The following is a 24,587-nucleotide window of genomic DNA, read 5'->3' as shown; positions in this document are numbered from 1 at the left end:
TACCTTTCCCCGTGGCGCACCCGCGATGTCATCGAGACGCCGCTGGCGGGGCTGCTCGACGTGAACGGCTGGGACCTCGCCAAGGCGCTGCGCCTGCTGGTCGCGGGCAACGCCGTGCTCATCGAATGGCTGATGTCGCCGATCGTGTACCGCGGCGACCCCGCGTTCCGCGACGAACTGCGCGCCTTGGCCGACGAGGTCGCCGACCGCGGCCGGGTAGCTCGGCACTACCTGCATCTGGGCAGCAAGCAGTGGGAGTTGTTCGATCGCAACAGATCACTGAAGAAGGTGTTCTATTCACTGCGCCCCGCCATGGCGCTGCGGTGGCTGCGTCGGCATCCGGACGCGGCGGTCGCGCCGATGCATCTGCCGACCCTGATGGACCAGTGCGAGCTACCCGCGGATCTGGTCGCCGCGGTGGCGGAGTTGACCGAGCTCAAGTCGCGGACCCGTGAAATGGGCAGTGGCACAGTGCCGGTGCCGATCGCATCGTTCATCGCGACCGAATTCGACCTGGCCGCAGACGCTTTCCCGAAGACACGGGAACCGGATCTGGCGCACGCGCGCGCTCGCACGGCGGAGTTCTTCCGCCGTGAAGCCATGCGTTAGCGGGGGTACGCCTCAGCGAGCGCCGCAGCGTACGCCTGGGCCAGCCGGTCGGTGGCGGTCGGCCGGTCCGGGTCCGGGCGTGGTATGCCCAGGTGGGATTCGCGCAGTTCGTCCATGAAGTCCGCCCAGAGGTCGGGGCCGGCGATGCCCTCCTCCGCCCCGGCCAGCAGTTCCCGGAAGTAGCGCCTGGTCCCGAACATCACGTCACGCAGCACCAGCAGGGCCCACCGGTCCCCGATGACCTCGATCGTCGCCCCCTACGCTGTCCACAAGCGATTGCGAAATGCAACCAGCAGCGAAAAGGACAGCATCATGCCGAAGCTCCGTGGTCCGCTCCCCCGCGGTCACCCACGTCCAGTTCATCCGCGAGTCCTGACCGCAGACCCCGGAAACGGTGAAAGGCCCCGCACCGAGCCGGTGTGAGGCCTTTCTAAAAGCTGGGGAGCGAGATCAGAGAACGCGAACGTCCTGCGCCTGCGGGCCCTTCTGACCCTGGCCGATTTCGAACTCCACGCGCTGCCCCTCGTCGAGGGACCGGAAACCCGAGCCGCTAACAGCCGAGTAATGCACGAAGACGTCGGGACCTCCACCGTCTTGCGCGATGAAGCCGAAGCCCTTCTCGCTGTTGAACCACTTCACAATGCCCTGAGCCATTTCATACTTTCTGTAGACGAGCCAGATTCTGACAATGGAATGTCCTGGTCTCGTAGATCAACGATGCCATGATCCGACGAATTTCTCCACTTCTACCCTCCCCAACTGTGAGCAATCCAACCCTCACGGTGGGGTGTGGCCCTCACCTCCCATGCTCCGACAGGCCCCGATCCGGGAACACGACGCGAAACAGCCGCGCGGGCACCTGCGATTCCTGCCAGGCGCGTTCGTCGCTGTCCTCCGACGAATCGGCCTGGGCGGCCTTGACGGCATAGTTGGCGGCGTGCACGACGTGGCCCGCGGCGTGCGCGGTCGCCGCGGCATGGCCGGCGGAACGGGCCGCGTATTCGCCCGCGCCTTCCAGCCCGTGCGCCGCGTCGTGCGCTGCGAACGCGGCCCGGCGCGCCTCGGGCATGGTCAGCTCGCCGCGCACCCAGGCGCGCGCCGCCTCGATCGCCGCGCGCGGGCGTGCGTCGTCCGGGCGTGCCGCTCGACAGCGGCAACACGTGTTCGGCGCAGGCGGCGGCCCAGAGTGCCAATGCGGTGTGGTCACCTCGGTTGAGGGTCATGGTCCCGCTCCGATCGCCTCGATCCGCACGGGCCCACTCCTCTTCGACGAGTACCCGCCGATCCTTGGTTCACAACCAGTTGCCTTGTGCCGCAATGGCCATCGACGCCCGCTGCACCAGACGTCGATAAGTCATCCTACGACTTTTCCCGGTGTCGCGCAGCACATCTCGGTCAGGAACGGAGGTATCGCACCTGACGCGGCTTGGCCTCGGCGTGCGCCACGCGGCCGGAAAGATGTTCGGGCACACCGACCTCCCACCACGCCCCCGCCTCGGTCCAGGAGGACGGTTGCGTGCGCACCACCAGCACCGCGGGCTTGGATTCGCGGACCGCGGCTGTCCGGGCCTCGGCATAGGCGGCCCGGAATTCCACCAGGTCGGTCGCGGTATACACGGCACAACCCAGCGCACGAGCGTGCGCGCCGAAATCCACCCGGGGCGGGTCGGCATGGGCGCTGCGGCAATCAGCGTAAAAGTTGTTGAATGGCGCGCCGCCCTGGCCTTCCTGCAATCGGGCGATTACCGCGTAGCCGTCGTTGTCGCAGACGACCGCAACGAACGGATGTCCGGCGAAAGCCGCGGAGAAGAGTTCGGAATTCAACATGAGATAGGAGCCGTCGCCGAGCAACGTGGTGACCAGACCGTCGGTATGCGCCATGGCGGCGCCCCAAGCACCGGCGAGTTCATAGCCCATACAGGAGAAGCCGTATTCCACGTCCATCGTCGGCGTGGCACCGGCGGCTCGCCAGCCGCCGACCAGCTCGCCGGGCATGCCGCCCGAGGCCGTCATGACGTAGTCGCTCGGGCCGCTCAGCTCGTTGACGACGCTCACCACCTGGGCGTAGCTCGGTGTGCCCGGGGTGGGCGCGCGGAGGTTGTCGATATGCGCGTCCCAAGTGCCGCGATGGTGGGCGGCGCGGGACGTCCACTGCGGGTCGACACGCCATTGCGCCAGCTGCTCGGTCAGGTCGGTGAGGGTGGCGTCGGCGTCGCCCACCACCGCGAGTGCGCCGTGTTTGACCGCGTCGAAGCGCGCCGCGTTGATCGTGACCAGGCGGACGTCCGGCGCGAACACCGTCCACGACGCAGTCGTGAAGTCCTGCAACCGAGTTCCGACCGCGAGCACCAGATCAGCCGTCGCGGCCATGACATTCGCGGAGGCGGAGCCGGTGACTCCGAGCGGACCGGCGTAGAGCGGATGCACGTGCGGTACCAGCGTGCGGCCCGCCGTCGTCTCCACCACCGGAATGCCGTGTCGTTCGGCGAATTCCAGGGCGGTGCGACCTGCACCCGAATAGCGCACGCCACCACCGAGTACGAGCAACGGACGGGTCGACGCGCGCAGCGCAGCACCGGCATCGGCCAGTGCGCGCCGATCAGGACGGGCCCGCACGAGGCGATGCACCACGGGCGCGAACAGCGCGTCGGGGAAGTCGTAGGTCTCGGCCTGCACGTCCTGTGGCAGGGCCAGCGTCACCGGCCCTGCGTCGGCCGCATCGGTGAGCACCCGAACTGCCTGCGGCAGTGTGGAAATCAACTGCTCCGGCCGGGTGATCCGATCGAAGTACCGGCTCACCGCGCGGAACGCGTCGTTGACCGTCGCGGTCGCGTCGCCGAAATGTTCGACCTGCTGCAGCACCGGATCGGGTGCACGGGTGGTGAAGGTGTCGCCCGGAAGCAGCAGCAGGGGAAGGCGGTTGGCATGCGCCACGCCTGCCGCGGTCACCATGTTCAGCGCACCGGGACCGATCGAGGAGGTCGCGACGCCGACCTGGCGCCGGTGCGTCGCCTTGGCGTAGCCGACCGCGGCCAGCGCCATGCCCTGTTCGGTATTACCGCGCCAGACCGGGATCTCGTCGCGCCGCTCGTGCAGCGCGGTGCCGAGGCCGAGCACATTGCCGTGTCCGAAAATGCCGAAAACCGCCGGGAACAGCGGAACTTCGCGACCGTCCAGCGTCTCCGAGCGCTGCGCGACCAACCACGCGACCAGGGCCTGTGCCGCAGTCAGTTTCATCCGATCCGTCCTTCGTGAGTGGTGACCGGGCAGCGCGGATCCCGCGGTTGGTCGTCCCAGCTGCCGCGTACCCAGCTGTGCGCCGGGTCGTCGCAGAAGGCCATCGAGCGCTGCGGCCCCGGACCCGCGAGCACGTTGAGGTAGTACATCGGGTAGCCCGGTGCGGCGATGCACGGTCCGTGATAGCCGTGCGGGACGAGGAAGACGTCGCCGTCGCGCACCGCGACGTTCTCGTCCAGCAGGCCGTCTGCGGTATAGGTGCGGTGCATGCCGAAACCCGCCCGGGACGGGGCGATGCCGTCGCGTCCCGCGATGCGGAAGTAGTAGATCTCCTCGTTGACGACCTCGCAGTCGCTCGCCTCGTCGTGCTTGTGCGGCGGATAGGACGACCAGTTGCCGTCGGGAGTGATCAACTCACAGGCGTTGAGCTTGTCGGCGTGCTCCCACACCCCCGGCACCCCGAAGTTGGTCACCTGGCGGGTGGCCCGGCCCGCGCCGCGGACATCGACCGGCACCTGCTCGGCGGGACCATATTTCGGGGTCAGCCGGTTCGTGCAGCGGGCCATCGGGAGCGCGACCTCGAGCGTGCTCTGGGCGTGCAGCGTGACTTCGGCGTCACGCGGGACGTACGCGAAATCCGTCACCCGGGTGAAAACCGAGTCCCGGCCGGTCAATTCGAAAGTCACGTCTTCGACCCGCACCGTGCACGACCCCGACAGCGGCAGCACGAAGGCCTCGAACTCGCCGGTGCGCAGTGTCCGGCTCTGACCGGAAGCCAAGGTGAGCACGCGCAGCCCGGTGTAGTGCCAGCCGGCGTCCTCCGGCGCGAGGACGACCGGATCGTTGCCCGCCCCGAGGGTTCCGGCCGGTCGGTGCAGCTTCATCGCGCCTCCCGAAGCATCTTCGCCGCCTGATCGACGGCCGCGGCCACGTCACCGTCCGGCGGGTAGAGCAGCGTGCGACCGACGACCAGACCGCGGACCACATCGTGGCCGAGCGCACCATCCCAGAAGGCGAGGTCGGCCGCGGGGTCACCCGATGGGGCTCCGCCCAGCACCACGACGGGGAGCGTGGTCGCGTCGAGAACCGAAACATCCTGCGGGGCCGGGATCTTCAGCCAGGTGTACGCGGAGGTGACGCCGAGCCCGGAGGCCACCGTGATCGCCCTGGACAGCGACGGCGCGTCCTTGCTCATCACCAGCGCCCCGGATTCGTTGCGGTGGTAAGGCAACGGCTCGACCATCGCCATCAATCCGTTCGCGGCCAGTTCCGAGACCGCCTGCGCGCAGGCCTGCAGTGTCGGCACCGTGCCCGCGTCCGAATCGACCAGGCGCAGCAGCATTTTCCCGCCGTCGAGGCGGAACCGGGCCAGCGAGTCCGCGTCGTAACCGGTGAACCGGTCGTCGATCTCCCACTCCGCGCCGGCCAGGCCGCCGCGGTTCATCGAACCGATCACCACCTTGTCGTCCAGCGCGTCCAGCAGCAGCAGTTCCTCGACGATGTCCGGGGAACCGAGCACGCCGTCGACATCCGGGTCCGCGAGCGCGATCAGCAACCGCTCCAGCAGCGTGCGCCGGTCGGCCATGGCGGTGCGGTCCGATCCGACGCCGAGGGCGCCGCGGGCCGGGTGATCGGCGGCGACCAAAAACAGGGTTTGCTTGTCCGCGAGCAGATTCGCGCGACGCACCCGCTTCGCATAGGCCCGTTCGACCGCCGCCGGGTCCGTCGCGCGGACGCGCAGCAGCTCACGCCAGCGTTCGTCGGTCAAATGCACCGTAGTTCCTCCGATTCCGGGTTCACCCGCTGATTCAGCGGCATAGCAGTTCCTCGATTTCCGCGGCCGTCGGCATGGCGTCCGCGCAGGCCAGGCGCGAGGCCACCAGTGCGCCCGCGGCATTGGCGTAGGTGGCGATGCGGTGTGGATCCCAGTCCGCGAGCAGGCCGTGGATCAGGGCACCGCCGAAACCATCCCCCGCGCCCAGCCCGCACACCACCTCGACGCGGCACGGCGGCACCGTCCAGCGTTCGTATTCGGTTGCCACGAGCACGCCCTCGGCGCCCCGTTTGATCACCGCGAGCCGCACGCCACGCGCGAGCAGCCGATCCGCCGCCGCATCGGGATCGGCGGTGCCCACGGCGACTTGGACCTCGGTGCGATTGCCCACGACAACGGTGACGTGATCGATCATCCAACCGATCTCTCGCTGCGCGGTCGCGACATCCGGCCAGAACATCGGCCGATAGTCGAGATCGAGCACCGTGTGCCCGCGACGTGCGCGACGCTCCAGCACCGCGCGCTGGGTGCCGCGGCCGGGTTCCGCGCTGACGCCCGTACCGGTGACCCACAGCAGCGGCACCGAATCCACCACGTCCCAGGGCACCTCGTCCACGGTGAGCGTGAGATCCGGTGCGATGGGCGCGCGATAGAACAGCAGCGGCGGGTCGGCGGGCGGGTTCAGCTCGCAGAACACCACCGGCGTCAGCAGATCCGGGGCGGTCGACACGTAGTCGGCGCGGACCCCGAACTCGCCCAGCGCCTTTCGCACATAGTCCCCGAAGCCGTCCGGCCCGACCTTGGTCAGCACCGCGCTGTCCCGGCCGAGCCGGGCGGCGGCCACCGCGACGTTGGTCGCGGTGCCGCCCAGCGATTTCGCGAACGATTCGACCTCGGCGAGCCCGACGCCGCTCTGCTGCGGGTAGAGATCGACGCCGACCCGGCCGATCGTCAGAACCTCCAGGGCGGTCACGACACCACCCGCTGCAATTCGTGTTGCAGCGCGTCCAATTCGGCTCCGCCCGCCATCTGCCGGGTCAGTTCGGAGACATCGATCTCCGACTTCTCGTACGAGCCCAGCATGGCTCCGCGCTTGAGCAGCAGGAAGCGATCGCCGACCGGATACGCGTGATGCGGATTGTGCGTGATGAGGATGACGCCCAGGCCCCGATCACGCGCCTGCACCACGTATTTCAGCACCACACCGGCCTGTTTGACGCCCAGCGCGGCGGTCGGTTCGTCGAGGATCAGCACTTTGGCGCCGTAGTGCACGGCCCGCGCGATCGCGACGCACTGCCGTTGCCCGCCGGACAGCGTGCCGACCGGTTGCTCCATATCGCGCAACTCGATACCCATGTCCGACAAACCTTTTCGAGCGATCGCCCGCCCTTTCGCGCGATCCAGCAGCCGGAACGGACCGTAGCCGACGGTAGGCTCCGAGCCGAGCACGAAGTTGCGCCAGACGCTCATCAGCGGGACCACCGCCAGATCCTGGTAGACGGTGGCGATGCCGTGATCCAATGCCGCACGCGGGGAGGGCAATCGGACCGCCTCGCCCTCGATCCGCAGCTCGCCGCGATCGTGCTGGTGCACGCCCGCAAGGATTTTGATCAGAGTCGACTTGCCCGCGCCGTTGTCGCCCAGGATGCAGGTGACCTCACCCGGGTTCACCACGGTCGACACATCTTGCAACGCGACCACACCGCCGTAGCTCTTGCCGAGGTCGATCGCCTCGATGAGGGGGACGCCCGTCGCATCACCCCGCGCTGCTGTAGTCATCGGCGCACCCTTTCGGCTCGCTTCTGGAATCTGTTGTTGACCAGCACCGCCGCCAGCAGGAGCACACCCAGGAACAGCATGAACCAGTCGCTGTCCCAGCGTGCGAACACGATGCCCTGGCGGGCCATGCCGAAGATCAGCGCACCGATCGCGGCGCCGACGGCCGAACCGAAACCACCGGTCAGCAGGCAGCCGCCGACCACCGCGGCGATGATGTAGTGCAGTTCGAGCCCCACGCCCTGATTCGCCTGCACGCTGGCGAAGCGCAGGATGCTGCACGAACCGACCACCCAGCCGGCGAAGGCCGTGGTCATGAAGAGGATGATCTTCGTCCGGTCGGCGGGCACGCCCACCGCCCGCGCGTTCGGCAGCGCACCGCCGACCGCGAAGATCCAGTTGCCGAACCTGGTGCGCACCAGCACGATCGCGGCGATCGCGGTCAGCACGATCCACCAGATGACCGAGGCCTGGATCCGGGCGTCGCCGATGTTCAACGTCGAGGCGAACACCCACCCGGCCGAGTTGTAACCGTCGGCGCTCCGAATGCCCGACACCTGAACGGTGCCGGTGACCAGGCGGGTCACGCCGAGGTTTAGACCCTGCAGCGCAAGGAAAGTGCCGAGCGTGACGATGAAACTCGGTAGTCCGGTACGCATCACGAGCCAGCCGTTGAACGCGCCGACCAGCAGGGCCAGCACCAGCGAGGCCAGTAGCGCGAACCAGACGTTCCATCCGGCGTGCACCGCCAGCAAGGCGGTGACCAACGCGGTCGAAGCGGTCATCACACCGGCCGACAGATCGAATTCGCCGCCGATCATCAACAGCGCCACCGCGACCGCCATGATGCCGAGCGTGGACGAATCGTCCAGCCAGGTCGCGACGCCGAGCGGACTGAGGAAGCGGTCGGTGATGATCGAGAAGAACACGAACACGAGCAGTGCGCCGAGCGCGGCGCCGATCTCGGGCCGCACGGCGAGCCGTTGTAGCAGCGACGGCCCGTCCTGCGCGGCCGGTGTGGTCTCGGTCGTCGTTGTAGCAGTAGTCATCTCATTCACTCCTGACCTCACCGCGTGCCCTGTGCCACGAGCGCGGCGACGGCATCGACGTTGTTCTTGTCGACGAAGGCCGGACCCGTCTGCACCGGTGCGCCACCACCGACGGTGTTCAGGTTCGTCCGGTAGGCCTGCAACAGCACCACCGGCAGGTAGCCCTGCTCGTACTGCTGCTGGTCGACCGCGAACAGCAGCTTGCCGCCCCGAATCGCCTCCACCACATCGGTATTGAGGTCGAAGGTGGCGACCGTGGCCGCCGAGCGGGACTCCTGCACCGCGTCCACCGCGCGGGCGGCGACCTGAGAGTTCAGCGTGAGCACCGCGTCGATCGAGTGGTCCGCCTCCAGCGCGCCCTTGATGCGGGACTGGGCGTCGGTCGGATTGTTGATGTCCACTTGGAGTGTCGCCGCGTTGCCGAAGGCTTTGCTCGCGCCCTCGCAGCGTTGATTGGCGCCGATATTGCCCGCCTCGTGGATCACGCAGAGCATCTTGGTCTTCTTCGCGTCGGCCAGTCGCTTGCCGGCCGACTGCCCGGCCAGCGACTCGCTCTGTCCCACATGGCCAATGGCGCCGTACTTGACGCTCTCCGCCTCGCCGGAGTTGATGGTCACCAGCGGAATGCCCGCGGCGACCGCCTTTTCGATCGAGGGGCGCAGCGCGTCGGGGTTGGCCATCGAGACGACCAGCCCGTCCACCCCTTGGGCGACCGCGTTGTCGATGAGCTTGGCCTGCTGGCTCGGATCGCCCGAGGAGTTGTATTCGACCCGGACCCCGAGATCCTTGCCCGCCGCTTCCGCGCCGTTCTTGACCACGTTCCAGAACGCGTCACCCGGGCTGCCATGTGTGACCACCGCGACCGAGTTCAATTTGCCTGCGGCGACGGGGCTTTGACTCGGCGCGACCACGTCGGCACCCGGTCCGCTACATGCGGCGAGGACCGTGGCCGCGGCGAGCCACGGCACCAGGCGACGCGAGCGTTGCCACCCGCGGTGCAGTCGATGAGACATCGTTGTCATCACTTCCCTACTGGATCGGTGCGGCCGTAGACACGAGACCCGCGAGATGCCGCAGGCTGCGTTCGGTATGCCGGCTCGGCAACTCCGCCGAGTCGGTGGGCTGCAGGGCGGTGTCCTGCTCCATCACGTACCAGCCGCGGTAGCCCGCGGCCTGCATGCTGTGCACCAGCGCGGCGACATCGACGTCTCCGTCACCGAGCGGGACGTACAGGCCTTGCCGCACGGCTTCGCTGTATTCCATTGCGCCGCCGCGTACTTTGTCGGCAACGGCGATGCACACGTCCTTCAGGTGCACGTGCCCGATCCGCTCGGCATGGCGCTGCGCGAGCCGCACCGGATCGGTTCCGCCGATCAGCAGGTGGCCGGTGTCCAGGCACAGGTCGAGCTCCGAATCGGCAAGGAAGCGCTCGACTTCCGCCTCGGTCTCCACGTGCGTGCCGACATGCGGATGCAGCACCGTGCGCAGGCCGTGCTCCGCGGCGATATCGCGGATGGCGGCGGCGGTGCCGATCAGGGTGCGCCATTCGTCGTCGTCGAGTTGCGGGCGGGCATCGTATCCGCCGAGCCCGGTGGCAGCGGCCAGCACGACCACGTCGGCGCCGGTGGCGGCGAACGAGGCGATCGACTCCCCGGCCGCTTCGATCGCCCGCTCCGGCGCCTCGTGCAGCACCAACGCCAGGAATCCGCCCACCGACGAGATGCCGAACGTCCCCAGCAGCGACCGCAGTTCGTCCGGGTCGCGGGGCAGATATCCGGGCGGGCCGAGTTCGGTGGCGGTCAGGCCGAGGGCGGCCATTTCCGCGAGGACGGTGCGCGCGTCGAGCACGTGGCCCCAGCCGGGAACCTCGCAGACTCCCCAGGAGATTGGCGCGGCCGCGATGCGCAGCGGGTAGAGCGGTTCGGTCATCAGGACTTCTCCGACCTTCGATGTCGAGTTGGAGCGCTCCAAACAATTGGAGCGCTCCAACTATGTAACGTGGGTCATAGTGTGTCAAGAGGGTGACCGTTGGCCGGAATATCGCTACTACCTGGTATTACGCCGCCGATCAGCGGAAACTGCCAGAACTCTGTCGCACGGAAAGTCCGATTAGAGCGCTCTATTGATTAGCGCGCTCCAACCTTGTAACGTCCGACACTGCACACATCATCGAACGGAGGCGACATGGCACGGCCGACCATGGAGGATGTCGCCGAGCGCGCCGGCGTCTCCCGGGCGCTCGTGTCGCTGGTCATGCGCAACTCCCCCAAGGTGAGCGAGCATCGTCGCCGTGCCGTGCTGGAAGCCGCGAAAGATCTCGGCTACCAACCGCACATCATGGCGCGCTCGCTGGCCAGCCGGACCTCGAACATCGTCGGCGTCATGGTCTCCGACCTGCGCAACGCGTTCTTCGCCGATGTCGTCGAGGGCATGGACACCGCCGCCCAGGAATTCGGGCTCGAACTCATCCTCAACACCGGCCGGCGCAGCGCCGCCCGTGAACGCACTGCACTGGAAAGCCTGCTCGCGTTCCGCCCCGGCGGCATCATCCTGCTCTCGCCGATCCTGCCCGCCGCCGCCATTCGCGATGCGGCACAGCAGGCTCCGGTGGTTCTGGTATCTCGGAGTTCGGCTATCCCCGACGTCGACACCGTCAACGACGACGGCGAGGTCGGTGCCGCGCTCGCCGTAGACCACCTTGTCTCCCTTGGCCATCGGCGCATCGTGCACCTCGACGGCGGCGGCGCCTTCACTGCCGCACCTCGCCGCAAGGGCTACCGCGCCGCGATGGAACGGCACGGCCTCGAGCCGATGGTGATCCCCAGCGAGCACACCGATGCCGCCGGGCTCGCCGCGGTCCGCAAACTGCTCAACCTGTTCTCCCGCGACAACTTTCCGACTGCCCTGTTGTGCGGCAACGACTTCAACGCCGTCGGCGCCATGTCCGCGCTGGAGGAGGCCGGTTTGCGCGTGCCCGACGACGTCTCGATCGTCGGCTACGACAACACCTCGCTCGCCGCCCTGCGCCACGTCTCGCTCACCACCATCGACCAGCCGCGCATCCAAATGGGCGCTCTCGCAGTCGAAGCGCTCGTCGAACGGCTACGCGACGACCGCACCGAGCCGGTCCGCCGCCGCCTGCAGCCCTCCCTCGTCGTCCGTGCGACGACCAGCGCCCCCAGCAACTGAATTCTCGCTGCCCACAAGGCAGTTCCGCACGCCCCCAGGAGGAAAGCCGATGTCATCCCATCAAGCCGTCACCCTCGGTCTCGCCGGCACCGGCCGGATCGGCACCGCGCACGCCGAAACCCTCAAGAATCTCCCGAATGTCGCCAACGTCGTGGTAGCCGACGCCGACGCCGACCGGGCCCGCGCCACCGCCACCAAGCTCGGTGTCGAATTCGCCCCCGACCTCGACGCCCTGTTCGCCGCCGATCTCGACGGCATCGTCATCGCCACCGCCACCGACTCCCACCCTGAACTCATCCTGCGCGCCGTAGCCGCCGACATCCCCGTCTTCTGCGAGAAGCCCGTCGCCGCCGACATCGAGGGCACCCTCGCCGTCTTAAACCACCTCGAATCCTCCTCCGTCCCAGTGCAAATCGGCTTCCAACGCCGTTTCGACGCCGGTTACCGCGCCGCCCGCGAAGCCGTCGCCGCCGGTTCCCTCGGCTGGCTGCACACCCTGCGCGCCACCACCCTCGACCCCACCCCGCCCCCCGCCGACTACATCCCTCGCTCCGGCGGCATCTTCCGCGACTGCGGCGTCCACGACTTCGACATCATCCGCTGGGTGACCGGCCGCGAAATAGTCTCCGTCTACGCCACCGGCACCAACCAGGGCGAGCCCTTCTTCACCGCCGCCGGCGACGTAGACACCGCCGCAGTCGTCCTGCACCTCGACAACGACACCCTCGCCACCGTCTCCCTCACCCGCTACAACGGCGCCGGCTACGACGTCCGCCTGGAAGCCCTCGGCTCCAAAGGAAACGCCATCGTCGGCCTGGACGACCGCTCCCCCCTCACCTCCGTAGAACCCGACTACATCCCCTCCTCCTTCCCCGCGTATCCAGGATTCATGGAGCGGTTCCGTCGGGCGTACACAGACGAATTGGTCGCGTTTGTCGCGGTGGCGACGGGGAAGCTCGAAAACCCTTGCAGTCCAGTGGATGCGTTGGAGGCGTTTTATGTGGCCGAGGCGTGTGAGCTCTCGCGGCGGGAGGGGCGTCCGGTGAAAGTCGCCGAAGTCCGTCGCTGAGTCGTCGCTCCGGCATAGACCGCCGTCTATCGGCACCGACCGCCAAGCAGTCAACAGCACTCTCGAACCGGACGTCCGGATCGCGCTATATTCGAGCTGTGGTAGATCAGTCTGGACTGTTCCAACTCGAGCTCCCCGACAACGCTGGACACAACAGGGTGGATCCAGAGCTACAGGCGGTCCTCGAGTGGTTCAGACGCGAACGCAACATGGAAGCGCGGTTCGGTTCTGTCCTACGTCAGTCCTTCGACGAGGTACTCGATGGGCAACGTACCGGCAGGTACGACGTCAGATTTCTCGAAAAGACCGAAAAGACCTATCTCGGCACAAAAGTCGAGATCATCATACGCACCGAGTTCGAACTAGAACGAGGCGGTCCGAAAGAAATGGACTATCGTATCAGCGGATGCCCGGTTGATTCGAAGTTCTCGTTGACCGGCGGATGGACGATTCCTCGCGAGGCTATGGGTCACTTATGCCTGTTAACCACTGCGAATGACCTTCAAGGAACCTTCGACGTCGGGTTGATACGGGTTACATCAGAAATTCTCAATAAAGGCAAGAACCAAGACGGAAAGAAAACCATCAGCAAGTCTGGAAAGCAGGACATTATATGGCTGTGCCGAAATGCAGCACTGCCTCAAAATCTTCTGCTGGATCTCTCTCGCAACGACCCTGCCGGCATCAAAGCAATAATGGAAAGCCCGTCGGGGCAACAGCGTATAAATGAACTCCTCCGTCGATTCCAGGGACAAGTCATTGACCGCACTACGGCCATAACCGTTGCCCGCCAACAAGATGGCATGAAGCGGTGCCGTGACGCACGCCTCCACCTGAGAGATGCCGGGATAGTTCTCCTCGGCCATCAAAATGACGGGCCACGGATAGCTCGAGAACTGGGTTTGCCCCGAATCAAAAAGGGCACCTATATATCGGTGCAGCTGGTACAAGTTCCGGGGCCGACAGCCGATCGTCCAGCTGCGGCAATTAGCGGCACGTACTACGCCATCGCACAGAGTGGCGACCCCGTTCAGTCCGCACCGCACATACACTTTTAGCAGCAATTACAGTAGGTTCATCGACCAGCATGCATCCGGATGCCATCAATTCATATGGTGCCTGACTTGCGCAGCTATAGCCTGCGCAAGTCCTCCGGGGACAGCATTGCCGATCTGCCGCGCAATCGAAATCTTGGTGCCACACCAGAAGAAGTCCTCAGGAAAGTCCTGCAGACGTGCAGCTTCGAGATGCGTGATCGGCCTGTTAACTCGATGATTTCCTGACGCTTCCCACTGCGGATGCAGATATGCCCCTTTTTCAGGCTTGAAGAACTCCGTTCTGATCGTATGCGAAGGCATCGACCACCGCATCCGACCCATTACGTCAACGGTCCCCGATGGCTTCTCACGCCAGCAACGCGGCAGAAGATGATTCGGTAGATCCAAGCGCCCGCCTCCTGGTGGTATATGATCATACCGTTCAAGCGATAGAGGTGTCGGAGTCCTGCCTAGATGTATCTCTAGGCCCTTGAAACATCCCGGAACGACGCTCCCAAATACCTTCACTTCACGTGAAGGCAACGCGGTCGAGCACGGTTCTTCGGGCAAGTTTCCGATACGGCCGCGCGTGCCTTCCCATTGTTTCCGCTCTGGACTGTCCGCGATATCGCGCACATGAGTCGGTTCTGGGAGTTCTATACACCCAATCCGTGACCCGATAACGATCGTTCGCTTGCGACGTTGCGCTACCCCAAAATCTGCCGCATTCAGGACGCCGTAGGACAATTGATACTTTTTCAGTGAACCGTTGGCGGCTTCGGCGAGCAGCAAAGCGAATTCGCTGGTGCGCATGAAGCGGTCAACATTTTCTATTACAAATACCGACGGGTTCGCTTTTCGCACAACCCGTAGATACTCACGCCAGAGACTATTACGCGGATCATCTACGTTCTTGGAGCCTAGATTGGAGAACCCCTGACAGGGCGGGCCCCCGATCACTAGGTCAGCTTTCGGAATGTCCCTGGATCGCACATCTGCGATATCCCTACAGAGCGTGTGATCCTCACCGAAGTTCGCCGCGTAAGTAGCAGCAGCATGAAGATCGATCTCGATCGCAAGGATCGGCAAGAACCCTTCAGGGCGAAAACCGCTGGTCATGCCGCCGCATCCAGCGAAGAGGTCGATCATGGTTGGCATACGGCTGATCATACGACCTCGGAATGACATCAATGTGATTCGACCGGCGAGTCACCGCCTGCCGATTGGCTCCGAGCTGTCCGACCGCTTGCCGATCTCGCCCTGTGCCCATCCTCTTCGATGACGTCCATGGCAAAGTTGAGGCATGACGGCTCCATTCGCGGCTGCACTCTGCGGCTACCGAACCAACGGCAACCCATCGACCTCGGACAACCACGACAAAGGATCGATTGTATGGGGCCACGCCGTGTTCCAGGCGCTCGGCGTTGCGTTCACGAAGCCCGAAATTCCGAACGTAGGCATCAAGATGGAGGAGGAGGTGACCCGTCATCTCAGCTCCGTGCGACCAGACTTGGTGTTCCAGCGCTCCCAGCCGGCTCTCGCCTTCGAGCAGTACAAGCATCTTGATGTATTCCGCACGTTCTCGAGTTCGTACCGTACACCGACTGGTGAACTCGGTTTAGCACTTCAAGATTTAGCCAACCTCGAACAGTCCCCGATGCTGATCGCTATACAAAAACTCATTCGAATAGCTGAAAAGAACGTAGCAGCTAATCACGATCTCGTGGCGCGCCTCAAAGAGACCATGCCTGAAGAATCGATGCTTCAAATAGATATTACTGTTCGTGGACCAGATCCGGCCGACCGCCTGCTGGTCGGCTTGTCATCTAAATGGTCACTGAGGACCGATCGCGCTCAAGACTGCGTATCGCAAGGATCGAAACTTGTGAATATGCGACGTGGACACATGCCACACTATGCAGTGCTGACAATGGAACCGCGACCAAACATGCTCAAACACATTGCATACGGTTCTGGAGCGGTTGACTGCATATATCATCTGGCCCTACCTGAACTCCGTGCCGCCGCGAAAGACATCGAAGTACAGCGAGGGATTGCGTGGGAACCGAGAGGCCAGCTCGAACGCATGGTGGCACAACGCCGCATCCGGCCTTATCAGGACCTCGTCGAGGAAGTTATGCGGTTGCCAATGTATTGAGCTCGCTCACAAACTTTTCGCCGAGGCGGCGTTAAATTGATGCTACTAATCGCTTGCACCTACCCCGAAAAGACTGCCCTCTCCGCCCAGCTGTTCGAATACCGGCCGTTCCAACCCAGGCAACAGCTGATATTTACCCTTCCTGGCACCGGCCCATGTTCCTGCAACCGCTGCGTCCAACGCCTTTTCATCTGGTTGGCGGCCGAAGATGGCTACAGCCAGCACATGTGCAGCCAATCGAGGTGGCATCGCATTGCCGATCTGCTGAGAGATGTCCTTGCCACGCCACGGGTAATCTTTGGGGAATGTCTGCAGACGACCGATCTCGGAGTGACTAAGTCGATCGAGATCAATTTCGTCCCCTGGCGTTACCACTCGGTTGCGCGATACCTTTCCGGTAACCGTATATGCTGGCTCGTCCGAGCTCCGTCGACCACGATCCTTCGGGTCACCTCCAGTACCGTAATTGGACACAATCACAAAAGGATAGTCCCGGTCCAAAGCATCGCCCATCGTACGCCATTTCAAGAGATGGCGCTCGCCTTCATCCCGAGAGACACCTTTTTGAAAGCGACGGTGAGTCGCCGCCGGGAGGCGCGGCTTACTACTCATACTTGCAATAAGAATAGCTCTCCGGCGAGTTTGAGGAACACCGAAATCTTCGGTATGCAGGACACCTGTAGCTACTCGATAGTCCCTAGATTCCAGTATTTCAGCGTATGACTCCCAAACCGGAAGGACTGCAGGTACCTGCTCCAATACGATGGTCTGGTACGGCTTGCGGATCCTGATTGCATCAAGCGTCCAACGTAGCGGCTCGAGGACTAGTCCGGTCCGCTCATCGCTCAGCCGCTTGATCTCGTCGGCTACGGTCTCATCGTGTGCGTTCATTCGCTTCGCGAAACCTCTCACCTGCTCCAACGCCTTGCGTCCGAGCCCTGCCCCCGCCACCGAGAAGGTTTGACACGGGGGCCCACCAGTGAGCACCGTCGTACCGGGAAAGTTCTTGGGACCGAGCTTCCGAACATCCGACTTACGGGATTTCAGTTTCGCAGCTTTACGGGTGGAGTAAGCGTTGTCATCCAGCTCGACGCCGGTGGCGTCGATCCCGAGCCACTGTGCTGCAACATCCAGCCCGCCAGGACCCGCGAACAGATCGAGCATCTTGATGGGTGTCGGGTGGGCGACTTCAGACGGCATGACGTGGAATCCTAGCTTGCCTTGGGGTAGCTCTCGTTTGTGCCACCGTAGGCTACTGGTCTGACAAGTTCCGTCGGCGTGTCCAGCCAACCGCAGCGAGCTTCCTAAGTGGTTTCCCAGCAGCTCTCCGTCGATCTCTGAGCTGAATGCTCCCCTTCGTCACTACCTTGTGCCCTGCAGCCCGAAGCCCCGAACATCGTGGGGTGCACGTCCTGGGGCACCAAACATTCACCGAGTCTCAGCACACCCAGCATTGAACAATGCTAGACGACTACCTGCTTCGTATCGATGATTGCTGACTCGGCTGAGGAATCGATGGTGGTGAACCGGACGACACGTTGGTCGCCTCGTCGGGCATCGGCCGGTGCTACGAACGCGAAGGCTACGACCAGGTGAGCAGGATCGAAGGGCACATCCGTACACACCTCGGCCCGACTATCGGTCTCGATGATCGGATAGAGCACGACCACTCCTCGCCTAGCCTGGACCAGCTGCTCCGTGTTCGGATCTCCTGAACTGCCAAGCGCCCCAGCGATACGGGAGGCCACGGCACGGTGCTTCGGATCACTGATCACACCGAAAAGGGGGCCGCGACGTCGCGCCCGTCCGAACCATGAGAAGGTGCGTCTGCTGGACCCAAGTTCTATACGACTATTTCCTCGAACATGCTGAGGTGCCAGGATCACCCAGTCGTCAACCATACGACTGCAGCCGTTTGAGATACCACTCAGATACTCGAAATGCGGGGCGAATTGGCTTGGGGCAGACCACTTCAGCGCACCGACGAGATCTAGAAGCTCAGTTGCGCCCATTTTGCCCGTCAGGGCAGGGAACGTATGCTTCTTGCCGGTCTCCGCAAAGTTATAGGACAGACCGACAGTCTCAGTAGACAGCGATTCGAATACCGGCAGCCACAGGTGTGTGTTGTACCGCAGTTCAGATTCCGCTGTCGGATAGGCGGTGAGCTCCTCCCACTGCCCTGCACTATGAATCTCGACCAGCTTGGAGTTGTACATCTTATTCGGGCTAGCCGGCTTGAGCCATGGAAGATGCTGTGCGACAAGCGGTGGCACCTGCCCAGGCGTCACCTGCGGCTCCCCGTCGACAAGCACCGCATACTGATTCAATTCACTGCGGAAGCTTTCCTCATCAAGGCAGACGGCTTCGAATGCCCGGTACAGGTCGATCGCCTTGTCTTTGACACCGAGTTCTTCGCGTCCAATGTACAGCCGCACCAAATCCTGGTACCCGGCACGAAATCCGAACCATCGCCCCATCTGCATCAAGGACGACACGTTGGATGCACGTCGCCGAAAGTAGGAGATGGTCAATCCTTCGATGGTGAACCCGCGCGACAGCTTCTGACCGCCGATGAGGATCTTCCAGATGGAACGCTTGTCGAAGTCCGCCTCGCCGGTCTCGATATCCTTGTCACCGTTGACGACGATGATGGGCTTGTCGTCACCGCCGATACGAACAGCAGCAGGACCGACGTAGGGCATCAACTCGTCGTAGGTGTCGGGAACAGCAAGCCCTTCGCTACGTGCGGCTGACACCGGTGCCACATCATCATCGAACAATGTGCGCAATCGTTCATGCCCCGCAGATCCGAGATACCCAGCGTTCCACCACAATTTGGTGACACGACCGAGAAGCTCTCGATGGACATCGATCCAACTGGATTCGTGGATCAGCATCGTGTGGTGCACGAAGTAGCGGTCCCCGAGTCCGCCTCTGTCCTCACGATACAGCTTCATAGCGGCCGTCAGGACAAACATGTCGATTGCCTGCTGCAAGCATGCAGTGTCGTCATCAGACTCGATGACGACGTCACGTACGTGTGCCATCTCGTTCGAGTTTGACACTGTGCGTTCAGCTTCCGCTATCTCCGAGTCGAGATCGTGGAAATCACTCGCGCCCATGTAGCCGTCAGGGCGTGGCAACGAGACGATGAAGTCCTTCGGGAAGATGTCGGCGGTATCACTCGGATCTATGAAGACATTCGCGTATGGCGTCGCCGTGTAGCCGACGTACTGCGCACGTGGCAGCATCGTAAGCAAGTCCGAGACCTTCTGGTTGATAGCCGTGCGGTCGGCGTCGGGCTTGGGCCGAGAGGTATTGACGGAGGCCTCGTCCGACTCGTCATCGATGATCAGTACGGGGATCTCGGTCAATGGTGTCTTTATCTTGTTCAAGTCTTTGACCAGCTTGGCGAGCACGGACTTGTTCTTCTTGACCACCATCAGGCGGGCCGATGATCGGTGCAGATTCCTCGTGTCGTAGAGCGGTAACGCAGGCTCTTGCTTTTCGAACTCGAGTGCGACGATGCCTTGCAGCAAGCTTTTGTAGTCATCGTTACGCGTGGTCATGCGCACAATATCGAAAGCACCCAATGATGAAGGCAGGCCACCGAATTCGACGAATCGCCGTTTGATCCACGCAGGATCATCGGCGTAGTCGGACTCGAACTCATTGGCACCGCGCAGAATATTCTCTCGACCCACGAGCTCCATGTCCAGCCGACGCTGTGTCTGGCCGCGCAGGAGGTTGAGTGTGCCACCCAACACAATAACCAAGCGGTAACCCGCGTCGATTGCCTTGGCGATCACGCCGGTGAAGTTCGCCGTTTTCCCGGACTGGACATACCCGACGACGAGGCCCTTCGACTGGTATGCCTCGAACCGCGTGGGGTCCGCCAATCGCTCGACTACACGGTCGGTAGCCAAGTCCAGACCCGCAATTGCCTCCTCGGACCAGCCTTTTCTTCGCAACACACCTTCGTACGACGGCCAATACCACGGCCTCCCCTGCTGCGATTGCGGGGTGTACCAAGGTACAAATTTGGTGCTGATTACAACGGGAGGCGCCACGTTCGCTCTCGGCACCGATGCCTCGAGCAGCTTGTGAGTCGCACCGTCGACCCCGAGGAGCCGGTAGATGTCTGCTCGCCGTTCGTCTGTTCTGGACAACGACGTCGACCACATCGGTTGCTCAGCGATATCCCACTGGGTCAACAGTTTCCGCCACATACCAACGAGCCGATCACCGGGCGACGCAACCAACAATGCTTGTCGGAAGTCATCTTCACGCGCCAGCGACACAGCCTCGCGTACCATGTTTTCGGCCTGGTATTCCATTGCACGCACAAGGTTCTTGGGCCTGCTGGCTCCCATGTCCGCGACAACAGCGCTGTGCAGCGCGATTCGCAGTGCTTCGAGGTCGGTCATTCGGAATCTCCAGCGCCGTCGTCGATTTGGTCCAATTCTGCCCGCGCGGCTGCGACCAGAACCGACTGCCATAGCTGGAGATTGTCCTTGACCCGTGAGCCACTGAACTCCTTCTCGAACACCTCATGAAGCAGGAAGAACAGCAACGACTTCAGCATCGGTGCATCGTTGAGGGTTCCGCGCCGCCCGCCGAGGATAGCTGTTCGATAGCGCCGGTTGAGCGCGATCATCCGCCGATCGCGATCCACCTCGAAAAAGACGTCGCCGGCCAACTTGCGCCATTGAATGGTGATCGGCTGCTCGCCTGGGATCAGCGGCAGTTCTTCTTCGATGGCTTCACGCACTGCCGGTGCGAATCCATCGCCGGGCGGGATCACTGGTCGCCGGTGAGTGCCGGAACGTTTTCGAGCTTCCCGATAAACCGTCTGAGCGTCGAGCACGAACTCGGCGAAGGGACGGCCATCCGAGTCACGGGCGTCCTCGACAGCCGACACGAACTCGGGGGACGCCTCGACACCCTCCTTCTTCACACTCAGCCGCAGCACATCGTGGCTGTCCGCGGGCAGATCGATATCGACTCGCCCGAGTGAGAGGTGTTGCTCAGGCTGACGAAAGTTGTTCCAGCCGCCGGCCTGGACCAGCCTGCCGTGACGATAGAAATAGAAGCCCTGGCGGTCCATGACCGAGCCAACGGACTTGTACTCGTCCAGCGAAGACTTCGCAGGCCAGACATGCGCGCGCAACGCCAGCGGGCCGATCGATGGAATCTCGGCAACAAAAGTCCGGGGATAGCCGGGGTGTCCGCTCATGGGATAGCCGAAGGGATCGAGGGGCACAACGCCGAAATTCATGTACACGTCGCCGGTCCGGATGTCCTCGACAGCGATGGTTATGTTGAAGTCTTCTCGAAGCAGGAATCGGTGCAGTTGCAGCCCGAGATGCAACCCCAGCTTGTTGATCGTGCGATGGAGGTAGCGGTCGGTCTGGCCACCACCGCCATGCTGAGGAAAATTCTTGACCCCGTCCCAGCGAACGACCGTACCTTGCCACGTGATCGGGCAACCGTTGTAGCGATCTATCAGTGACTGGGCGTAACGAGGCTCAACGATGTCGCATTGGAATCCGTCGCGAGCGCGGTCCATTTCCCAACGTCGACCAGCGGGCCGGGTCTTGCGGGTCCTGCTCGTCACGGTTACCGCAGACGCCTGGCTCAGCGACGCGGACTTCAGGCCGGTACCGAACATGCCGAGCGCGTTGGCAGCGTAATTGCGGCGGCCACCCACCGTCATCGCGACATCGAGTTCTTCGTCGGTCATCCCGTGGCCGTCATCGATGACAAGCAGGCTGACCAGGTTGTCACCATCTCGCAAGAAGTGCACGACGACGTCGTTCGCACCTGCATCAATCGAGTTGTCGATCAGATCGGCAATCGCGGCCTCGAAGCCGTAGCCCTGACTGGTCAGTGCGTCCATATACCGCGCGTCCGGCGGCAAGTACTTGGTCCCTGCCGTCGGGACGTCGAATTGCCACTCTGCCGTCATCGCCAACCCCACGATCACTCCACCGCCACAGCTCGAGTACAGAACTTTAGTGGAAGATCCGTCAACGGAGACCCATCGTTACGAAGGTGCTCAGGTTGGCAAGAGACGGCCTATGACCTCGGCTAACTGCTTTACGTTTCGGCACTCGTGCATGGTGATGCGCTCCGCGTACACGTGGGCGGCGGAGTCTCCCGTGGACCACGAGCGGGAGGGCTCCGGGTTCAACCAGTAAGCGTGTTTGGCTCGGTCACACATGACCTCCAGCGCTTCGAGGTTGGGGGCGGTGCGGTTGGTGCGGGCGTCGCCGAGGATCAACAACGACGTGCGTGGGCCTAGGGCTTCGAGGTAGTTGTCCACGAAGCCCTGGAGAGCTTCGCCGTAGTTGGAGCTGCCGTAGCGAGTTACGTTGGCTTCGCGGATGATTCGGGCGGCCAGGCCGGGGGTGGGTGGGTCGCCGGGGGTGAAGTGGGGGGTGATTTCGTCGCAGGTGTCGATGAAGCCGAAGCTGCGGACCTTGGTGAATTGGTCTTGCAGGGCTTGGATGAGTTGGAGGGTGAACTCGGAGAAGCCGGTTACGGAGCCGGAGAGGTCGGCCAGGACGACGAGGTCGGGGCGGCCGTGTTTGCGGGCACGCAGGACGGGGTCGATGGGGACGCCGCCGGTGGCCATGGAGCGGCGCAGGGTGCGGCGCATGTCGATGTGGCCGCGGACGGATTTGCGGCGGCGGGCGGCGAGGCGGGTGGCCAGTTTGCGGGCCAACGGGTTTACCAGGCGGCGCATTTCGGCGAGGTCCTGTTCGCGGGCGCCGAGAAAATCGATCTGGTCGGAGCTGGTGTCGACGCCGCGGCGGGCGATGTACTCGGTGCCGCGGAGTTGAGCGGAGCGCAGGCGGGCCTCGGATTGGACGGCGGTGCGGAATCGGTTGAGGCGGCGGTTGGCTTCGATGGTGTGGACGGTGCTGTCGAGGGCGGATGCGCCGCCCATGCCGGCGACGACTCGGTCCAAGAGCTCTTCGGGGCGAAGGGATTTCATGGTCAGGTAGGAGGACCAGCCAGCACCGGACGCGGTGGTGACGGGTGTGGTGGATTGGCCGGAGCCCGCTCCTCCGTACGCGCCTAGTTCGGTCAGCGCCTGGCGGGCGAGTTCGGCTGTCGCTTCGGGATCGTCGTCAGCCAGTGCGGATACCAGGCGATCACGCAGCGCCGCAATGGATTCCGGGGTGGCGGGTGTCGACGCGTGCGGCTGCTCGGTGGTCAGGAAGTAGAGGTCGAAGAGCTGGTCGAAGACGGCGCGCTGGCCGTTGCGGCGCAGCAGGCACGCCGCCATCCCGGATCGCAGCCGATTGCGGTCGGACAGGCCGAGCGCGACCATTGCCGCTGCGGCGTCGAGAGTTTCACTGGGGCCTGCGGTGATGCCGTGATCCCGCAGCAGACCCACGAACTCGACCAAACGGTCCGTCATCGTCTCGGAAGATTGCGCGGCGGGGCGCCCTCGCTGCGTGGAGGAGGTCATGCCGTCACCCTTCCTCGGGCAGGCACTCCCCTGTGGAGCCCGTCGAGCGCGTTCGCGCTGTCGGTGAGCCGCGACTGCCGCCGCGCCATGACTTCGACGTTCTTCTCGATATCGGCGGTAGACCAGTTTGGGTGCAGCGCCCACGTCATCGCGGTGCAGCGGGAAGCGGTGGCGTCAACGGCGGTCGGGCCGACCGAGGCGGCACAATCGGCCCGGCGCATTGCCGCGGCGAGGTAGCCGCTTTCGTTGCGAACAGCCGGTAGCTGCGCGAGGAGCCGCCGCGGCGGGTGCGGAACGAGCACGCGGTGAGCGCCGACGGTCACCTCGACCCACCTTCGTCCGACTCCGGCAAGCCCAGCTTCTCGCTCGCGATCCGGTGGTCCGCTTGATATTTCAGCAGCACCCCCAGCGTCGAGCGAATCACGTTGCCGGTGACGGCGCGAGCGCCCAGCGCGACGAGAGTTCGCGCCCAGTCGACTGTTTCGGCGACGGACGGGGGCTTGCGCAGCGAAAGTTCGCGCAGTGCACCGACGACCCGCACCAAAGGTTCGCCGAGCGCTTCGTCCAGCTCCGGCACCTTCATCCGGACGATGGCCCGCTCCAATTCGGCTGTCGGATAGTCGATGTGGAGATACAGGCAGCGGCGTTTCAGGGCGTCGGAGAGTTCGCGGTTGGCGTTGGAGGTGACCAGGACGAACGGCGCGCGGACGGCGGCGATGGTGCCGAGTTCGGGGATGCTGATCTGATAGTCGCCGAGGACCTCGAGCAGCAGCCCTTCGAGTTCCACATCGGCTTTGTCGAGTTCGTCGATGAGCAGCACGGTGGGGCCGGAGTTGCGGATGGCGGCGAGCAGTGGGCGGGCGAGCAGGAACTCGTCGGTGAAGACGTGGTCGCGGGTGCTGTCCCAGTCTTCGCGTTCGGAGGTGATGCGCAGCAGCTGTTTGGCGTGGTTCCACTCGTAGAGGGCACGGGCCTCGTCGATGCCTTCGTAGCATTGCAGCCGGATGAGATCGGCGGACGCCGCGGCGGCGACGGCCTTGGCGAGCTCGGTTTTGCCGACGCCGGCCGGTCCCTCGATCAGGAGGGGCTTGCCGAGGTGCCCGGCGAGGAAGACCGCGGTGGCGATATCGAGGGACGGGATGTACCCGGCCTCGGTGAGCCGCTGCGTGACCGCGCCGACGGAGTCGAAGAACTTACTCATCGGTAGCC

The 24,587-nt window shown here is 64.0% G+C and carries 23 protein-coding genes; 5 read left to right on the top strand and 18 right to left on the bottom strand.

The genetic code is table 11. The features are described 5' to 3' along the window. Positions 1 to 609, top strand: a 609-nt coding sequence (locus NBRGI_RS19970) for a nucleotidyltransferase domain-containing protein (RefSeq protein ID WP_036559932.1), incomplete at its 5' end; no start/stop codon positions are given. Here the strand turns inward: NBRGI_RS19970 and NBRGI_RS19965 are convergent. The 11 genes from NBRGI_RS19965 to NBRGI_RS19915 all read right to left on the bottom strand — a co-directional run bounded on the left by NBRGI_RS19965 (position 606) and on the right by NBRGI_RS19915 (position 10,374). Next, a complete protein-coding gene (locus NBRGI_RS19965) occupies positions 606 to 824 on the bottom strand; it encodes a hypothetical protein (RefSeq protein WP_235211025.1) in 219 nt (72 codons plus the stop codon). The genes NBRGI_RS19970 and NBRGI_RS19965 overlap by 4 nt on opposite strands. Positions 825 to 1,059: 235 nt before the next feature. After that, positions 1,060 to 1,263, bottom strand: a complete 204-nt coding sequence (locus tag NBRGI_RS19960; protein ID WP_014987157.1) for a cold-shock protein — start codon at positions 1,261 to 1,263, stop codon at positions 1,060 to 1,062. A 142-nt stretch (positions 1,264 to 1,405) separates the two neighbouring features. Beyond that, positions 1,406 to 1,816, bottom strand: coding sequence for a putative immunity protein (locus tag NBRGI_RS44020; protein WP_235211024.1), 411 nt, complete (start codon positions 1,814 to 1,816; stop codon positions 1,406 to 1,408). A gap of 188 nt (positions 1,817 to 2,004) precedes the next feature. Beyond that, positions 2,005 to 3,846 carry a 3D-(3,5/4)-trihydroxycyclohexane-1,2-dione acylhydrolase (decyclizing) gene (iolD, locus tag NBRGI_RS19950; RefSeq protein ID WP_029898501.1) on the bottom strand — a complete coding sequence of 614 codons (1,842 nt, stop codon included), beginning with the start codon at positions 3,844 to 3,846 and terminating at the stop codon, positions 2,005 to 2,007. Beyond that, entirely contained in the window at positions 3,843 to 4,730 is an 888-nt protein-coding gene (gene iolB / locus NBRGI_RS19945) for a 5-deoxy-glucuronate isomerase (RefSeq protein WP_029898499.1), read from the bottom strand. Before iolB ends, iolD begins: the two co-directional genes overlap by 4 nt. Beyond that, positions 4,727 to 5,620, bottom strand: a complete 894-nt coding sequence (locus NBRGI_RS19940; protein ID WP_029898497.1) for a Cgl0159 family (beta/alpha)8-fold protein — start codon at positions 5,618 to 5,620, stop codon at positions 4,727 to 4,729. The genes iolB and NBRGI_RS19940 overlap by 4 nt, the downstream gene beginning before the upstream one ends. A 34-nt stretch (positions 5,621 to 5,654) precedes the next feature. After that, a complete protein-coding gene (iolC, locus tag NBRGI_RS19935) occupies positions 5,655 to 6,593 on the bottom strand; it encodes a 5-dehydro-2-deoxygluconokinase (RefSeq protein ID WP_029898495.1) in 939 nt (312 codons plus the stop codon). After that, positions 6,590 to 7,399 (bottom strand): ATP-binding cassette domain-containing protein, encoded by an 810-nt coding sequence (locus NBRGI_RS19930; protein WP_036559928.1) that lies wholly within the window; start codon positions 7,397 to 7,399, stop codon positions 6,590 to 6,592. The genes iolC and NBRGI_RS19930 overlap by 4 nt, the downstream gene beginning before the upstream one ends. After that, entirely contained in the window at positions 7,396 to 8,445 is a 1,050-nt protein-coding gene (locus tag NBRGI_RS19925) for an ABC transporter permease (protein ID WP_029898491.1), read from the bottom strand. Before NBRGI_RS19925 ends, NBRGI_RS19930 begins: the two co-directional genes overlap by 4 nt. A 17-nt stretch (positions 8,446 to 8,462) precedes the next feature. Beyond that, the gene (locus NBRGI_RS19920; protein ID WP_235211023.1) at positions 8,463 to 9,467 is read right to left on the bottom strand and encodes a sugar ABC transporter substrate-binding protein; all 1,005 of its coding nucleotides are present in this window, start codon (positions 9,465 to 9,467) and stop codon (positions 8,463 to 8,465) included. A gap of 7 nt (positions 9,468 to 9,474) precedes the next feature. After that, on the bottom strand, positions 9,475 to 10,374 hold the full coding sequence (locus tag NBRGI_RS19915) for a TIM barrel protein (RefSeq protein ID WP_029898487.1): 900 nt from the start codon (positions 10,372 to 10,374) through the stop codon (positions 9,475 to 9,477). Positions 10,375 to 10,629: 255 nt separating this feature from the next. Here NBRGI_RS19915 and NBRGI_RS19910 point away from each other — a divergent pair, with 255 nt between their 5' ends. From NBRGI_RS19910 to NBRGI_RS46500, 3 genes are all read left to right on the top strand, one after another. Beyond that, a complete protein-coding gene (locus NBRGI_RS19910; RefSeq protein ID WP_029898484.1) occupies positions 10,630 to 11,634 on the top strand; it encodes a LacI family DNA-binding transcriptional regulator in 1,005 nt (334 codons plus the stop codon). Positions 11,635 to 11,683: 49 nt separating this feature from the next. Beyond that, the gene (locus NBRGI_RS19905) at positions 11,684 to 12,703 is read left to right on the top strand and encodes a Gfo/Idh/MocA family protein (RefSeq protein ID WP_029898482.1); all 1,020 of its coding nucleotides are present in this window, start codon (positions 11,684 to 11,686) and stop codon (positions 12,701 to 12,703) included. Between the two features lie 98 nt (positions 12,704 to 12,801). Beyond that, the gene (locus NBRGI_RS46500) at positions 12,802 to 13,761 is read left to right on the top strand and encodes a NaeI family type II restriction endonuclease (protein ID WP_081878161.1); all 960 of its coding nucleotides are present in this window, start codon (positions 12,802 to 12,804) and stop codon (positions 13,759 to 13,761) included. A 45-nt stretch (positions 13,762 to 13,806) separates the two neighbouring features. Here NBRGI_RS46500 and NBRGI_RS46495 read toward each other — a convergent pair whose 3' ends face one another. Then, the gene (locus NBRGI_RS46495; RefSeq protein WP_081878164.1) at positions 13,807 to 14,898 is read right to left on the bottom strand and encodes a DNA cytosine methyltransferase; all 1,092 of its coding nucleotides are present in this window, start codon (positions 14,896 to 14,898) and stop codon (positions 13,807 to 13,809) included. Between the two features lie 145 nt (positions 14,899 to 15,043). Between NBRGI_RS46495 and NBRGI_RS46490 the strand changes: the two genes are divergently transcribed. Next, positions 15,044 to 15,898, top strand: coding sequence for an NgoMIV family type II restriction endonuclease (locus NBRGI_RS46490; RefSeq protein WP_081878160.1), 855 nt, complete (start codon positions 15,044 to 15,046; stop codon positions 15,896 to 15,898). A 45-nt stretch (positions 15,899 to 15,943) separates the two neighbouring features. On the opposite strand, the gene NBRGI_RS46485 is transcribed toward NBRGI_RS46490, so the two are convergent. The 6 genes from NBRGI_RS46485 to NBRGI_RS19870 form a co-directional block, all read right to left on the bottom strand. Then, positions 15,944 to 17,098 carry a DNA cytosine methyltransferase gene (locus NBRGI_RS46485; RefSeq protein ID WP_081878159.1) on the bottom strand — a complete coding sequence of 385 codons (1,155 nt, stop codon included), beginning with the start codon at positions 17,096 to 17,098 and terminating at the stop codon, positions 15,944 to 15,946. A 263-nt stretch (positions 17,099 to 17,361) separates the two neighbouring features. Then, positions 17,362 to 20,325: a Z1 domain-containing protein gene (locus tag NBRGI_RS19890; RefSeq protein WP_036559925.1), complete on the bottom strand. Its 2,964-nt coding sequence runs from the start codon at positions 20,323 to 20,325 to the stop codon at positions 17,362 to 17,364. After that, positions 20,322 to 21,878: an ATP-binding protein gene (locus tag NBRGI_RS19885; RefSeq protein ID WP_235211022.1), complete on the bottom strand. Its 1,557-nt coding sequence runs from the start codon at positions 21,876 to 21,878 to the stop codon at positions 20,322 to 20,324. Before NBRGI_RS19885 ends, NBRGI_RS19890 begins: the two co-directional genes overlap by 4 nt. A 78-nt stretch (positions 21,879 to 21,956) precedes the next feature. Then, a complete protein-coding gene (locus NBRGI_RS19880; RefSeq protein ID WP_029898472.1) occupies positions 21,957 to 23,327 on the bottom strand; it encodes a vWA domain-containing protein in 1,371 nt (456 codons plus the stop codon). Positions 23,328 to 23,374: 47 nt separating this feature from the next. After that, positions 23,375 to 23,701, bottom strand: coding sequence for a hypothetical protein (locus NBRGI_RS48755; protein ID WP_029898470.1), 327 nt, complete (start codon positions 23,699 to 23,701; stop codon positions 23,375 to 23,377). Continuing rightward, positions 23,698 to 24,579 carry an AAA family ATPase gene (locus NBRGI_RS19870; RefSeq protein ID WP_029898468.1) on the bottom strand — a complete coding sequence of 294 codons (882 nt, stop codon included), beginning with the start codon at positions 24,577 to 24,579 and terminating at the stop codon, positions 23,698 to 23,700. Before NBRGI_RS19870 ends, NBRGI_RS48755 begins: the two co-directional genes overlap by 4 nt. Between the last annotated feature and the right edge of the window lie 8 nt (positions 24,580 to 24,587).

This window comes from Nocardia brasiliensis IFM 10847 (genome assembly GCF_000710915.1).
Classification (GTDB): Bacteria; Actinomycetota; Actinomycetes; order Mycobacteriales; family Mycobacteriaceae; genus Nocardia; species Nocardia brasiliensis_A.
This window is presented reverse-complemented; position numbering and strand designations above follow the sequence as displayed.